Annotated in this window: 11 protein-coding genes; 2 read left to right on the top strand and 9 right to left on the bottom strand. The window is 66.5% G+C overall.

The window, feature by feature from the left end; translation table 11 throughout:
• Positions 1-30 precede the first annotated feature (30 nt).
• The 6 genes from BLS40_RS02000 to BLS40_RS01975 form a co-directional block, all read right to left on the bottom strand.
• Positions 31-216 carry a YbdD/YjiX family protein gene (locus BLS40_RS02000; protein ID WP_092148085.1) on the bottom strand — a complete coding sequence of 62 codons (186 nt, stop codon included), beginning with the start codon at positions 214-216 and terminating at the stop codon, positions 31-33.
• The gene (locus BLS40_RS01995; protein WP_407922421.1) at positions 217-2454 is read right to left on the bottom strand and encodes a carbon starvation CstA family protein; all 2238 of its coding nucleotides are present in this window, start codon (positions 2452-2454) and stop codon (positions 217-219) included.
• A gap of 118 nt (positions 2455-2572) precedes the next feature.
• Positions 2573-4156, bottom strand: a complete 1584-nt coding sequence (serA, locus tag BLS40_RS01990; protein WP_092148079.1) for a phosphoglycerate dehydrogenase — start codon at positions 4154-4156, stop codon at positions 2573-2575.
• Between the two features lie 86 nt (positions 4157-4242).
• The gene (locus tag BLS40_RS01985; RefSeq protein ID WP_092148076.1) at positions 4243-5097 is read right to left on the bottom strand and encodes a hypothetical protein; all 855 of its coding nucleotides are present in this window, start codon (positions 5095-5097) and stop codon (positions 4243-4245) included.
• Between the two features lie 14 nt (positions 5098-5111).
• Entirely contained in the window at positions 5112-6854 is a 1743-nt protein-coding gene (locus BLS40_RS01980) for a DUF262 domain-containing protein (protein ID WP_092148071.1), read from the bottom strand.
• Positions 6855-6884: 30 nt separating this feature from the next.
• Positions 6885-7790, bottom strand: coding sequence for a cation diffusion facilitator family transporter (locus tag BLS40_RS01975; protein WP_092148068.1), 906 nt, complete (start codon positions 7788-7790; stop codon positions 6885-6887).
• A 256-nt stretch (positions 7791-8046) separates the two neighbouring features.
• Between BLS40_RS01975 and BLS40_RS01970 the strand changes: the two genes are divergently transcribed.
• Positions 8047-8475 (top strand): hypothetical protein, encoded by a 429-nt coding sequence (locus tag BLS40_RS01970; RefSeq protein WP_092148065.1) that lies wholly within the window; start codon positions 8047-8049, stop codon positions 8473-8475.
• Positions 8476-9096: 621 nt separating this feature from the next.
• Here the strand turns inward: BLS40_RS01970 and ilvC are convergent.
• From ilvC to BLS40_RS01955, 3 genes are all read right to left on the bottom strand, one after another.
• Complete coding sequence (gene ilvC / locus BLS40_RS01965) at positions 9097-10113, bottom strand: ketol-acid reductoisomerase (protein WP_092148062.1); 1017 nt, start codon at positions 10111-10113, stop codon at positions 9097-9099.
• 85 nt (positions 10114-10198) lie between these two features.
• Entirely contained in the window at positions 10199-10714 is a 516-nt protein-coding gene (ilvN, locus tag BLS40_RS01960; protein ID WP_092148059.1) for an acetolactate synthase small subunit, read from the bottom strand.
• 1 nt (position 10715) lies between these two features.
• Positions 10716-12608, bottom strand: coding sequence for an acetolactate synthase large subunit (locus BLS40_RS01955; RefSeq protein WP_092148056.1), 1893 nt, complete (start codon positions 12606-12608; stop codon positions 10716-10718).
• Positions 12609-12866: 258 nt separating this feature from the next.
• On the opposite strand from BLS40_RS01955, the gene BLS40_RS01950 reads away from it, so the two are divergent.
• Positions 12867-14342 (top strand): mechanosensitive ion channel family protein, encoded by a 1476-nt coding sequence (locus tag BLS40_RS01950; RefSeq protein WP_092148053.1) that lies wholly within the window; start codon positions 12867-12869, stop codon positions 14340-14342.

Genomic DNA, 14342 nt, shown 5'->3' with positions numbered 1-14342 from the left:
ATTGTGGACTTCGTGACAATCTTAACAGCGCTAGCAACAGCGGCTGCCGGGGTTCAGCGACTGCTCCGCCCAGCGGGCCTTCCAAAACTCCTTCTCGGTCGGGGGTGTCTCCCCGGGGTGGTGGGCGGCGAGGTGGGCGCAGTACTTTTTGTAGTCGTTATCGCCCATGAGCTCCTTGATGTACCAGGCGACGGAGGAGAGGATCTTCGCGGCCATCTAGTGCGCACCCCCGCTTACGGCGAAGGTGAGCCCGAGCTCCTCGGCCACGCGCTTCTCGTCTGTGCTGGCGGCCATCCCGCGCGGGATGAACAAGGTCGACGGGTGGTCCGGTTCTTCACTGGTGGGCACGGGCTCGCCCGTGGCGCGCAGGCGCACCGCCTTGACGACGGCGATGAGCGCCGTTAACACCACAACGATGACCAGTGAGGCGAACAGGATGGACAGCACGCCCTGGATGTAGGTGTTGCGGATTACCGCGCCGATGGCCTCGGGGGTTGTGGCGGTGCCGAACTCGCTGAGGCCTTGCGCCCTGGCGTCACGGAAGCGCGCGTTCTGCGCGAAGTAGCCGATGGCCGGGTCAGAGTGGAAGATCTTCTGCCAGCTCGCCGTCAAGGTGATCACGAGGTCGAACACGAGGGGCACGGCCGGAATCCACACCCACGTGTACAGGCCCTTCTTCACCATGACCACCGTCACCAGGGTGAGCGCGATGGCCGCGAGCAGTTGGTTGGCGATGCCGAACAGCGGGAAGAGCACGTTGATGCCTCCCAGCGGGTCGGTGACCCCCATGATGAGGATCGCGCCCCACAGCACGCATACAACGACGGTGGAGATCCACGACCCGAGCGTCCAGGACTGGTCCTTGAACTTGTGCAGCCCGGGAATGTGGCTCAGCGTGTCCGACATCATGAACCTGGCCACGCGGGTGCCGGCGTCGACCGTGGTGAGGATGAACAGGGCTTCAAACATGATGGCGAAGTGGTACCAGAACGCCTGCAGTGCGGCGCTGCCGAGAACGTTCGTCATGATCTCCGACATGCCGAGGGCGAAGGTGGGCGCGCCGCCGGTGCGCGAGACCACGGTCGCCTCGCCGATCGCGCTCGCGGTGTCCACGAGCTGCTGGGCGGTCACGGGATCGCCCGGCAGGTTCAGCGTGCCGACGAACTCCGCGGCGCCCTCGGGGGTCCCGCCGGTCAGCGCCGCCGGGGAGTTGACGGCGAAGTACAGGTGGCGGTCCAAAATCACCGCGGTGATCAGCGCCATGATGGCCACGAACGACTCCACCAACATTGCGCCGTAGCCGATGGTGCGCAGGTGGGACTCCTTTTCCACAAGTTTGGGAGTCGTGCCGGACGAGATCAGGGCGTGGAACCCGGACAAAGCGCCACAGGCGATGGTGATGAACAGGAACGGGAAGAGCGAGCCCGCGAATACCGGGCCGTTGCCCTCGACCGCAAAGGAGGTGATCGCCGGCATCTGGATCATCGGGCGGTCGATGACGATGGCCACGGCGAGCAGGGCGACCACGCCGATCTTCATGAAGGTGGACAGGTAGTCGCGCGGGGCGAGCAGCAACCAGACAGGCAGGATCGCCGCGACGATTCCGTAGATGATGATCGCGACCGCGAGCGTCGTCTTGGACAGGGTGAAGGCCTCCGCCCCCCACGCGGTGTCGGCGACGTAGCCGCCGCCGATGATGGCGGCGAGCAGCAGGACAACGCCGATGGTGGAGACCTCGGCGATCCGGCCGGGGCGGATGAACCGCGAGTAGCAGCCCATAAGCAGCGCGATCGGGATGGTCATGGCGATGGAAAACACGCCCCACGGCGAATCGGCCAGGGCGTTGACCACGATCAGCGCGAGGACCGCGATGATGATGATCATAATGACCATGGTGGCGAAGATGCCCGCAATACCGCCGACGCGGCCGACTTCGTCCGAAATCATCTGCCCCAGGGAGCGCCCGCGCCGGCGGGTGGAGACCCACAGAACCAGGAAGTCCTGCACCGCGCCGGCGAAGATTACGCCGATGATGATCCACAGCGTGCCCGGGAGGTAGCCCATCTGCGCGGCCATGACGGGGCCGACCAGCGGGCCGGCGCCGGCGATGGCGGCGAAGTGGTGGCCGAAGAGGACGCGGCGGTCCGTCGGCACGAAGTCCTTGCCGTCATTGACGTACTCCGCGGGCGTGGCGCGGTTATTGCGCGGCCTGACCACTTTGTACTCAATCAGCCGGGCGTAGAGCGTAAAGCCGATAATGTAGGATCCGATGGCCGCGAATACCAGCCACACCGAGCTGACCTCCTCGTCCCGGTTGAGTGCCAGCGCGCCCCATCCGAGGGCCGCGAGGACCGCCGCCACGGCGATGACAACACGTTCCTTCGCGCCGATCACCTTGTCCGGCTTCACTCCGACGACGTGCTCTTTGCCGTCGTCCGTCCTGGAAATTTCCAGGCGTTCGGCTCCGTTTAGGCCGTGCACCACTGTGCTCAAGGTGTCCCCTTCCTCTCATGGGCGATCTATCTAGTGAGACAAATCGTCTCATAATTAGAGATGGAAAGGGGGTAAAACGCTAATCCAGGTCGAGCTGGATGGAGCTGGCCTCGATCGACTCCGCGATGGAGGCCTCCAACTCCTCCGGCACCTCGCGGTCAACGCGCAGGATCAGGGCGGCGCCGTCACCTCTGGAGATCTGGGTCATGGCAGCCGCCTCGATGTTGATGCCGGCCTCGCCGAGCTGGCTGCCCACCTTGCCCAGCGCACCCGGGGCGTCGGTGTAGCGCAGGAACAGGTTGCGGCCCTCGGCGCGCATGTCCACGCCGCGCCCGTTGATGTTGACGATCTTCTCCACCCGCTCCAGGCCGGTCAGCGCGCCCGTGACGGTGGCGACCTCGCCGGTCGAGGACACGACCTGCACCTCGAGGTCGCTGCGGTGGCTGCGCGCCTGGGTCTGGGTGTCCACGGTGTACTCCAGGCCGCGCGCCTGCGCGATCGTGGGGGCGTTGACAAAGGTCACGGTCTCCGACGTGATGCCGGAGAACAGGCCGCGCACGGCAGAGAGGCCCAGGGTGTCCACGTCCTCGGTGGACAGTTCCCCGCGCGCGCTGACGCGCAGGGAGACCGGGGCCGCCTCGAGCAGTTTGCCGGCCAGCAGCCCGAGCTTGCGGGCGAGGTCGAGCCAGGAGGCAACCTCCTCGCCCACGCGCCCGCCGACGATGTTGACCGCGTCCGCGACGAACTCGCCGCGCAACGCCTTGAGCACGGACTCCGCCACGTCGGTGCCGGCGCGGTCCTGCGCCTCGACGGTGGAGGCGCCCAGGTGGGGGGTGACAACAACCTGGTCGAGGGCGAACAGGGGCGAGTCCGTGCACGGCTCGGTGGCGTAGACGTCGAATCCGGCGCCGCGGATGCGGCCGGCCACAATGGCGTCGGCGAGCGCCTGCTCGTCGACAAGCCCGCCGCGCGCGGCATTGATGATGATCTGGCCCTCCTTGGCCTTGGACAACAGGTCCGCGTTGAACATCCCCGCGGTCTCCTTCGTCTTCGGCAGGTGGATGGTGACGAAGTCGGAAGCGGCCATGAGCTCCTCCAGCTCCACGAGCTCCACCCCGAGCTGGGCCGCGCGCGCCGGGTTGGCGTACGGGTCGTAGGCGATGATGGTGGTCTCGAACGCGGCGAGGCGCTGGGCGAAGAGCTGCCCGATGTGACCGAAGCCGACGATGCCGATGGTCTTGCCGAAGACCTCCACGCCCTGGAACGCGGACCGCTTCCACTCGGCGTCGCGCAGCGTCTTGTCCGCGGCCGGAATCTGGCGCGCGGTGGCCAGCAGCAGCGCGATGGCGTGCTCGCAGGCGGAGTGGATGTTGGAGGTCGGGGCGTTGGCCACCATCACGCCGCGCTCGGTGGCGGCGTCGATGTCGACGTTGTCCAGGCCCACGCCGGCGCGGCCGATGATCTTCAGGTTCGTGGCGGCCTCAATAACTTCGCGGTCGACGGTGGTGGCGGAACGGACGAGCAGCGCGTCCGCCTCCGGGACGGCAGCCAGCAGCTCGGGTCGGTTCGGACCGTCCACCCAGCGCACCTCCACGGCGTCCCCGAGCGCGTCGACGGTGGAAGGGGCGAGCTTGTCAGCAATGAGCACGACTGGTTTGGACACTGCGATGATCTCCTGGGTTAAACGGCGGGAGCAAAAGGACGTTGTTTATCGTAACCTCCCCGGCGGCGCGGCGAAACACCGCACAATTAATAATATTCTTCAGCCTGCATGATGTGCCGCGAAAGTTCCTGCTCCGTGCCAAACTCCGGGCCCAGCGCAATCAGAGGCTCGTTCGCCAGCCCGGCGAGCGCGAGCAGGGTTTCGCGCGACTGCCGCGGGTCGGGCTCGTCGACGACCGCGACGCGGGCGCCGAAGCTGCGGGCGTTGCTCACCGCGGGCAGCGGGCTCGCGGGCGTAGCGACGACCACAGGTGCCATGTCTGCGTCCCGGCGCGACTGCAGCGGGAAGGGCGCGGCCTGCGCCCCCGGTTTCGTCGCCGGGGCCTCGAGCGTGCGCAGCCACACAGGCGGATTGCCGGCCAGTGAGGCGACCGCGGCGACCGTCTCGCGCGCATCGGCGGTGTCCTCGATGTCGCGGACGTCAAACTCCAGGCTCGTCATTGTGTGCAGGGCGTCGAGCCCGCCGGGGTCGCGCTGGACTGTGACCTGCCCGCTGGCGGGAGCGAAGGCGACGTCGCCGATGGTGAGCACCGTGTGGGCCCCGAGGCGCTGAATCTCCCCGAGCACCTCACCGTGGCGCTCAGGGGCGTAGACCAGAAGCGGTGCGTGCGCCGTCACCGCGATCGATGCGCCGCGCAGCTGGGCCTGCGGGGTGGAGTCGGTGACCACGACCGTCTCCGAGGCCGGGAAGAACAGCCGGGAGGTCTCGAACCCGTACGGGTCGTCGAGGACAACCGGGTGCGGCGCGAAGCGCTCGGCGACGTGGCGGGCCTGGTTCTGCGTGCGGGCGTCGTCAAGCGGCGATGCCGCAGGCCCGGACGAGCAGGCGCTTAGCGCCAACGCGGCGGCGATGAAAGGGGCAACAATGGTGGGGCGGTTCATGGAAGGAGGCGGCGCTAGCTTTCGTCCACCGGCTTGCCCATCGCGTGCTCGATGATCGTGGCCAGGCGATCAAGGCGCTCGCGCATGAACGTATCGACGTCCGACGCGAACAGCGTCCGCGGATTGATCTCGTGGGCGGCGAGCATCGCGTCGAACTCGGCGTCCTCCATCAGGCACTTTGACTGCAGCCTCGGCAGGTAGCGCTTCGGCTCGTTGCCCTCGATGAAAATGCGGGTGCGCACACCCATCGGCGTGCGGTTGACCACCGACTCCGCGAACTGCGGATCGACCCCGCGGGTGTCACACACCCCGCGCGGAAAGACCAGTTCGAAGGTGGGCTCGAGCCGCTCCATGGTGTCACATTCGAAGGCTTGGCCGGTGCGCCAATCACGCGCGTCGCGGGCCATGAGCAGCGCAAACAGGCCGCGGTAGACGCCGGAATCGGGCCCCGCGGAGACGATGCGCGCGCGAGTGCAGCGTGCGTCCTCGACGGTGCGCGGGGTGGTGTCTGTCTCCCCCATCACCCAGGGCGTAACTTCGTCGACATCCGCCCCGGCGCGGATGATGGGCGAATGCGCGCCGTAAAGTTCACCGAACACGCCCGACCAGAACCAGCGGTTGAGGCGGTCGCGCGACTGCTCGTTGTCTAGCACCCCGGGGCGATCCGCCAGCCGCGCGAGCAGGACGGCGAGGGTGACCAGCTGCGCGGTGTACGGGACTTGGTCGGTGGTGAGCATCCTGCGCTCGGCGAGGAACTCGGCCGCGGCCGCGAAACCGGCAGCGACCTCGTCGGCGTGGGCGAGGTAGCCCTCGAGGTCGATGCTGAGGATGTCCCCGCGGTGCCCGCGGGCGGGGCCGCGCCGTCCGGTAATCAACAGCGACATTGCGCGCAGAAACTCAATTCGGCCGATGTTGTCCAGCGCTGGGTGTTCGCGCAATTGCTTTTCGACGCCCGCCCAGTGCTCCACTACAACAAACTCAGGGTCCTGGAGCGCAAACGTTGCTGTCAGAAGCTCGAAAACGTCCATCTGCACGCCCGCCGAGTTGGCGTGGGCGAAGATCTGGCCGATGCCCACGAGCGAGGTGTCGCGGTCGATGCGCACCAGGGGGATGTCGTAGGCGGGAAGCTGGCTGACCACGCGCGATTCGAACGCCGCGGCGGCCTCGCGCATCTGCGGGTCCTCCGTGGCGGCCGCGAGATCAAACAGCAGGGTGTTGGCGTCGTCGTTGAGCAGCGCCGAGACAGGGATAACGCCGTGCTCGAGCATGCCCTCGCGGGTGTTGAGCCCGCCGCTAATCGCCGGGCCGAAGTGGGAGCGGACGTCGCCGTTAGTATCCACGGCGAAGACGGCCTCCACCGGCAGCGGTTGCGCGGAGACGGCGCGGCGGATGTCAACGAAGAAGCGCCTCGAGATGCGGTTTCCTAGAAAGTCGACGGTGGGTACGACACCGTCGCCGCTGAAAGCGTGGAAGAGCGACGTCAGGCGCTGCTGACCGTCGAGAAGCAAAAGCCCCGGCTGGACCTGGGCTTGCGGGGCGCCGTCGAGCGGGCGCGATTTGAAGCGCGGGGCGACGTTGCGGGTGTCGAGGGCGAGCAGCGACCCGATCGGGTAGCCGCGCAGGACAGAGGTGACGAGGGTGCGGACGCGGTCGACGTCCCAAGTGTATTCGCGCTGGAAATCGGGCAACTGAAGCTCGCCGCGGTGAACGCGTGCGAAAAGGTCGGACAGCGAGTAGCTCGGCGTGGTAAAGCCCATGCCCCACACTCTAAGACAAAAGGGACAGCTCTACCTGCCAAGCGAGGCGCCGCACGCGCGCTCGTGATCGGTGTGGCCTGGCAGCTCCACCTGGATTGTCGGGTGGTCGACGCCGAGGTCGGTGAGGCGCTGCTGGGCGGCGTCGAGAAGCGGGCCGCGGGGCGCGTCTTCGTGCGCGACGAGGTGGGCCGTGACCACGACGTCGGAGCCGCCGAGGGACCAGACGTGAACGTCGTGGACATCAATGACGCCGTCGATGCTTCGCAGGGTGGGCTCGATGCGCTGCGTCGCGAAGCCGCGCGGGGCTTGTTCCAAAAGGACGCGTAGCGATTGGAGGAGCAGCTGCCAGGCGCGCGGCACAACAAGCACGGCGATGAGTAGCGAGGCGATCGCATCGGCCGGGGTGAACCCGGTGAGCGCGATCACGGCGCCTGCTGCGAGGACTGCGACGGAGCCGAGCAGGTCGACGATGACGTGCAGGAAGGCGCCGCGGACGTTGATCGATCCCTCTTTGTGGCGGTGCAGGACGACGGCTGAGGCGGCGTTGGCGACGAGGCCGATCAGTGCGACGAGCATCATCGTGCGCGTGTGAATCGGGGCTGGGTCGCGCAATCGCGACAGCGCCTCGACGACGATCCACACCGTCACGGCGATGACGGAGACCGCGTTGACGAGCGCTGTGAGAACCTCGGCGCGGGCGAAGCCGTACGTGGCCACGGCGGTGGAGGCGCGCTGGCTGATCAGTGTGCCGATGACCGCGATCATCAGGCCCGCCGAATCCGAGAGCATGTGCATCGAATCCGCCATCAGAGCCATGGAGCCGGAGAGGTAGCCACCGACGAACTCAACGAAGAACACTGTCGCGGTGATCGCGAGCGCCGTCAGCAGAGCGCGACGCGGCGCGTGTGCTGGCGAGTGCTCGTGTGTGTGGCTCATGCGACACACTCTAGATGGAAAACACGGTAAATGACAAGCTATTGAAAATGTCACTTTGTCCAGGAAACCTTTCCTGAGTAGGGCGAATACTGCCTATTGCGGCTTCGTTACACAACCGTGAGCGCAGAGGTGCTTAAGATTTTGTTAGCCTAGTTAGGCAGTCCACTGCGGGCGGACAGTTATTCAACTGGAAGATCGCAGTCGGACGATTGCCCTAGCGGACACGATAAATCGCTTTAGACGGAAGGACATTTTCATGACTAACCAGAACCCCACCCCGGATCCGAAGGACCCCCGTAACCTGGACAAGGATGCCGTCGCGAACGCTGACGTTACCCGTGTCGAGAAGACCACCACCCCCGCTACCACTAGCGCCACCGCCGGCTCCACCGCCGTGACCGAGAACGAGGGCGGTGGCTGGTGGAAGTGGCTGCTCGGCCTCCTGGCCCTGCTGCTCATCGGCTGGCTGCTGTGGTCCCTGTTCAGCAACAACGACGACGAGCCCGCCACCACCGGCGAGACCTCCACCTCCGTTGTCGCCACCGAGACCGAGAACGTCACCGAGACCGCAGTGGTCAGCGGCGAGTCCGAGCCGGCTAACCCGGCCGAGAGCGCTGGCAACGCCGCTGAGAGCGCAGCCGAAAACGCTGGCGACGCCGTCGAGAGCGCAGCTCCCACCAACTAGTTTCTAGCCGTGGCCACCCCGGCCCGTAGAACTCGACCCCGCATCCTGCTCGCGCAGGGCGCGGGGTTTTGTTGTGGGCGCGTGAGGTGGGCGCGATTTGCGCGGATGTGAGTCCGCATTGCGAACTCCGTGGACTCCACGCACTCTGCAGCGGCAGAGTGGCCAGTCCGCATTGCGGACTCTGCCGGCAGCCTTGCTTGCCGACGCTCAACTTCACGGTCGCCCCGACTCCGCATTGCGGACTCTACATTGCGGACTCTGCAGCAGTAAAGGCAAACTGTGAAAACACTGCACAGAAAGCCACCTGGGTGTTGACGGATCCCGCGCACTCTGCATTGCGGACTCCACCCGGCCCCCGCTAACCAACACTCAATCAAACCCCACCCCAACTCCGCATTGCGGACTCCACACGCAGCCCTGGTTGCCGATGTTCAACTTCACGGTCGTCCCGACTCCGCATTACGGACTCTACAAACTCCGCAGCGCCAGAGTGACTACTCTACAAACTCCGCAGCGGCAGAGTGACCACTCCGCATTGCGGACTCCACCCGGGAACCCCCACACCCCCACCAACGACGAAACCCGCCACCCACGAAGGGCGACGGGTATGTGCAGCAATTCTTACTGAGCGGTGTCGGTGAGCGGGTTCTTGACCCAGCTCATCATGTCGCGCAGCTGCGCACCGGTCTTCTCAATCGGGTGCTGCGCGATGCGCTCGCGCAGACCCTCGAGCTCGGTGTTGCCGTTTTCCACGTTGGCGACCAGGCGGCGGGTGAACTCGCCGGACTGGATGTCCTTGAGCACGTCGCGCATGCGCTCCTTCGCACCCTCGTCCACGACGCGCGGGCCGGAGAGGTAGCCGCCGAACTCCGCGGTGTCCGACACGGAGTAGTTCATGTTGGCGATGCCGCCTTCGTAGATCAGGTCCACGATGAGCTTGATCTCGTGCAGGCACTCGAAGTAGGCCATCTCCGGTTCGTAACCGGCCTCGGTGAGGACGTCGAAGCCGTTCATGATCAGCTCCTCCAGCCCGCCGCAAAGGACAGCCTGCTCGCCGAAGAGGTCGGTGACGGTCTCGGCCTCGAAGGTGGTGGGGATGACGCCGGCGCGGGCGCCGCCGATCGCCGCGGCGTAGGACAGGGCGAGCGCCTGGCCGTCGCCGGTCGGGTCCTGCTCGACGGCGATGAGCGCGGGCACGCCCTTGCCGTCGACGAAGGTGCGGCGCACCAGGTGGCCCGGGCCCTTCGGGGCGACCATGGCGACCGTAATGTTGTCGGCCGGCTTGATGAGCTTGAAGTGGATGTTCAGACCGTGTCCGAACAACAGAGCGTCGCCGTCGTTGAGGTTCGGCTCGATGTCGTTGGTGAAGATCTCCGCCTGGGAGGTGTCCGGGGCGAGCAGCATGATCACGTCGGCCCACGCGGCGGCGTCCGCGTTGGACTTCACCTCGAAGCCGGCCTCCTTCGCCTTCTCTGCGGACTTGGAGCCCTCGCGCAGCCCGATGACGACTTCGACTCCGGACTCGCGGAGGTTCTGGGCGTGGGCGTGGCCCTGGGAGCCGTAGCCGATCACGGCGACCTTCTTGCCCTGGATGAGGGAGAGGTCGGCGTCCTTGTCGTAGAAGACTTCGATTGCCATGGATGAACCACGTACCTTTCTTAGTATGTGAGACGGATATTTCAAATTATGCCATACGCGCCCCCGGCCCCGCGGCCGGTTCGCGCTACTTGGACGTGCCGAGAGCCTTGGGCCCGCGGTTTAGCGCCACCTGACCGGAGCTCACCAGCTCGCGGATGCCGAAGGTCTCCATCACGTCTAGGAAGGCGCGCAACTTCGACGGGGTTCCGGTGGCCTCGATGACGACGGACTGGGGCGCCACGTCCACCACGCGCGCGCGGAAGATGTTCGCCGCGTCCACCACCTGCGGGCGGTTCGAGTTGTCGGCGTTGACCTTAACCAGGAGAAGGGAGCGCGCGATGGTGTTGTCGTCGTCAAGCCGAACGACCTTGAGCACCTGGATGAGCTTGTTGAGCTGCTTGGTGATCTGCTCGATGTGGTACTCGGTCGCGTCGACGACGATGGTGAGGCGGTTGACACCCTCCGTCTCCGTGTTGGCGGAGACCAGGGAGACCAGGTTGTAGCCGCGGCGGGTAAACAGCGCGGTCACGCGGGTGATGATGCCGTCCGTGTCGAGCACGAGGACGGACAAGATGTTGCGGGTGGTCTCATCGTGGTTCATGTCAGTTTCCCTTCTCGGTCTCGCACTTCTCGGTCTCGGACTTCTCGGCGGCCTCGACGTCAACCACGTCGTCGATGTCCTCCGGCGCCTCGCCCGCGGACTCCTCGAGGTCGAAGAAGGGGCGGATGTTCAGCGCGTACTGGATGTCGGAGTTGGAGGCCCCCGCGGAAATCATCGGCCACACCTGGGCGTCCTCCCCCACGATGAACTCCACGACGACGGGGCGGTCGTTGATCTCGCGGGCGCGCTGGATCGCGGGGATGACCTCCTCTTCGGTGGTCACCCGGATCGACTCGGCGCCGAGCGCCTCGGACAGTTTGACGAAGTCCGGCACGTATGTCTCCCCGCCGAGCTTGGTGTGCGAGTAGTGGCCGTCGTAGAAGAGGGTCTGCCACTGGCGCACCATGCCCAGGTTGCCGTTGTTGATCAGGGCGACCTTGAAGGGGAAGCCCTCGATGGCGGCGGTGGTGATCTCCTGGTTGGTCATCTGGAAGCAGCCGTCGCCGTCAATCGCCCAGACTTCCTTGTCCGGGGCGGCGGCCTTCGCGCCGAGCGCGGCCGGGATGGCGTAGCCCATCGTGCCCAGGCCGCCGGAGTTGAGCCAGGTGCGCGGCTTTTCAAAGTTGAGGAACTGCGCCGCCCACATCTGGTGCTGGCCGACGCCCGCGACGTAAATGGCGTCCGTACCCACCTGCGCCGCGAGCGTCTCGATGACAAACTGCGGCGACAGCGAACCGTCCGACTGCGGGTCGTAGCCGCGCGGGAAGTGCTCCTTGAGCTCGTTGAGGCGGTCGATCCAGCCGCTAATCGACGGCGCGTGGGCCTTGCCGTCCTTGAACACGTCGCGCAGCTGCTCCAGGACACGCTTCGCGTCGCCGACGATCGGGACGTCGACCGCGCGGATCTTGCCCACCTCGGCGGGGTCGATGTCCGCGTGGATGGTCTTCGCCCCCGGCGCGAAGGTGCTTGTGTCCCCGGTGACGCGGTCGTCGAAACGCGTGCCGATGGCGATGAGCAGGTCGGCCTCCTGCAGGGCCCCCACCGCGGGCACGGAGCCGTGCATGCCCGGCATGCCCATGTAGAGCGGGTGGGACTGTGGGAACACGCCGAGCGCCATCAGCGTGGTCACCACCGGCACCCCGGTCTCGTTCGCGAACGCCAGCAGCTCCTCGTGCGCTCCCGCCTTAACCACGCCGCCGCCGATATAGAGGACGGGGCGCTTGGCGGCCGCGATCATCTTCGCCGCCTGCACGATCTGGCGGGAGTGCGGCTTGGTGTTCGGCTTGTAGCCGGGCAGGTCGCGCGCCGGCGGCCACGTGAAGTCGAACTCGGCGTTCTGGACGTCCTTGGGAATGTCCACCAGAACCGGACCCGGGCGCCCCGTCGAGGCGATGTGGTGGGCCTCGGCGATGGCTGCCGGGATCTCCTCGTGGCTGCGGACCATGACGTTGTGTTTGGTGATCGGCATGGTGATGCCGCGGATGTCCGCCTCCTGGAAGGCGTCGGTGCCGATCAACGGAGAGCCGACCTGCCCGGTAATGGCCATCACGGGAACGGAGTCGAGGTAGGCGTCGGCCAGCGGGGTGACCAGGTTCGTCGCTCCCGGGCCGGAGGTGGCGATGCACACGCCGACCTTGCCCGACGCCTGGGCGTACCCGGAGGCCGCGTGGCCCGCGCCCTGCTCGTGGCGCACGAGAACATGGCGGAGCTTCTCGGCGGCGAAGAGGGACTCGTAGAGCGGAAGCACCGCGCCCCCGGGGAGTCCGAAGACGGTGTCGATACCCAGCGCTTCGAGGCTGCGCACCACGGCGTCGGCGCCGGTCATGCGTTCGGGGCCGACAACCTCGTCGTGTTTGTGCGGCGCCTTCTTGGAGGGCTTTTTGGAAGCTGCCACGTGAGATAGCTCCTTTAAGGTTCAGCGGGTGGAGGGGGGAGACTGGAGAGGGAGACCAAAACAAAAGCCCTCGTGCCAGCACGCGTGTGCTGTCGAGGGCGCTTGTTGTGGGACTGAGCAGAAGATCAGACCGCTACGGCAAGCGCCGCACCGGAATAATTACTACTAGTCGCATATTGATCATGCCCACATCATACACATTGCCCAGATATTTGTTACTCAACAGGTTGGCCTCCCCCGCTACCCTAGGGAAGCACTATGCTCTTCGAATACATCGCCGTTCAGGCGTGGCGCTGGCTCGCCGACACCGGCATCAACCTCGCCCTGCTCATCCTGCTCGCCATGCTCGTGCCCCGCGCGGGGCGTTTCCTCGGCCGCGTCGCCGAGCGCCGCGCCGACGCACTGCCCGACGCGGACGAATCGAAGAGCCAACTCGCTCTCGCCGGCGTGGGCATCTACATCGCCCAGGGCATCGCGTTCTTCCTCATTCTCATCTTCTTCCTGCAGCAGGTCGGGTTCTCCCTCGCCGGGGCGGCCATCCCGGCGACCGTGGTCTCGGCCGCCGTCGGTTTTGGCGCGCAGAGCATCATCGCCGACTTCCTGGCGGGCTTTTTCATCCTCACCGAAAAGCAGTACGGCGTGGGCGACTTCGTCACTTTCGAAGGCAACGGCATCAAGGTGTCCGGCGACGTTATCCAGATCACCATGCGCGCCACCCAGATCCGCACGATGGAGCAGGCCACGATCAACATCCCCAACTCCACGGCGCGGATCTGCATCAATCAGTCAAACTATTGGTCGAACGCTGTGGTGGTCATCCCCGTGCCGCTACTCGGCTCCTCCAGCGCGGACGAGGCCGTGGCGCGCTCGGAGTCCGCCGCGCGACGCGCGCTGAACCGGGCGGACATCCGCCCGAAGGTCTTGGGCGAGCTCTCCGTCCACCCCGCCGTGGACGTCAACCCGCCGACAACCGTGGGTATGCCGTGGACGGTGGACATGCGGTTCATCGTCCGCGTCGAGCCGTTGAGCCAGTGGATGGTCGAGCGTGCCATCCGCGTGTCCATCCTCAACGAATTCTGGGAGGAGTACGGCTCCGCGACCACCATAGAGGGCACGCGGCTCGACCACGTCGTCGACCACACGGAGTTGACGGAGCAGTTTGAGGCCGCCGACGCTTTCCCGCCGACCGAGTTCATGCACCCCATCAGACCCGTGCGCAACGATGACGACGTCGTCTCCCCCGTCGAGCCGGAACACGACCCCGCCACCGACGACACCGATGCCATCGTCGATTCCGCGGGCGACAAGCCGATGCCGCGCATGGCCTTCGGGGGAGCCATGCGCTTGTCGACGTTCCTCCTGCTCGCCGCCTTCGCCGTCCTGCTCGTGCTCCGTGGGCTCACGCTCGACCCCGACGGCTCAGGCACCGGGCGGGGATGGCTGGCCCCGCCACGCGACACCCCCGCCGAGGAGACGACGCAGGAGCAACCGCAGCCGAGCGCGACACCCACCCCTGTGCGCCCGTCGACCGCGCGGACCTCGGCGACGGAACCTGCGCCCACAACGCCTCCGGCTGACAGGTCGCAGACCCCCGCACCCACGGATGCGCCGGACGCGGAGGAAACACCCCGGGCGCCTGCGGCCACGGAAACGCCGGCTGAGCTGACGGGCGCGTCGGAGGGGGCGTCGACAAGCGAGGCTCCCACTTCGCAGGCGCAAACTCCCGTTGGCTAG

The organism is Corynebacterium mycetoides (genome assembly GCF_900103625.1).
GTDB classification, from domain to species: Bacteria; Actinomycetota; Actinomycetes; order Mycobacteriales; family Mycobacteriaceae; genus Corynebacterium; species Corynebacterium mycetoides.
The sequence above is the reverse complement of the archived record's forward strand: the minus strand, read 5'-3'. Positions and strand labels throughout refer to the sequence as shown.

Coding starts and splice junctions, on each gene's coding strand:
- BLS40_RS02000 (WP_092148085.1), bottom strand. CDS start 216: ATGGCCGCGAAGATCCTCTCCTCCGTCGCCTGGTACATCAAGGAGCTC.
- BLS40_RS01985 (WP_092148076.1), bottom strand. CDS start 5,097: ATGAACCGCCCCACCATTGTTGCCCCTTTCATCGCCGCCGCGTTGGCG.
- BLS40_RS01980 (WP_092148071.1), bottom strand. CDS start 6,854: ATGGGCTTTACCACGCCGAGCTACTCGCTGTCCGACCTTTTCGCACGC.
- BLS40_RS01975 (WP_092148068.1), bottom strand. CDS start 7,790: ATGAGCCACACACACGAGCACTCGCCAGCACACGCGCCGCGTCGCGCT.
- BLS40_RS01970 (WP_092148065.1), top strand. CDS start 8,047: ATGACTAACCAGAACCCCACCCCGGATCCGAAGGACCCCCGTAACCTG.
- ilvC (WP_092148062.1), bottom strand. CDS start 10,113: ATGGCAATCGAAGTCTTCTACGACAAGGACGCCGACCTCTCCCTCATC.
- ilvN (WP_092148059.1), bottom strand. CDS start 10,714: ATGAACCACGATGAGACCACCCGCAACATCTTGTCCGTCCTCGTGCTC.
- BLS40_RS01950 (WP_092148053.1), top strand. CDS start 12,867: ATGCTCTTCGAATACATCGCCGTTCAGGCGTGGCGCTGGCTCGCCGAC.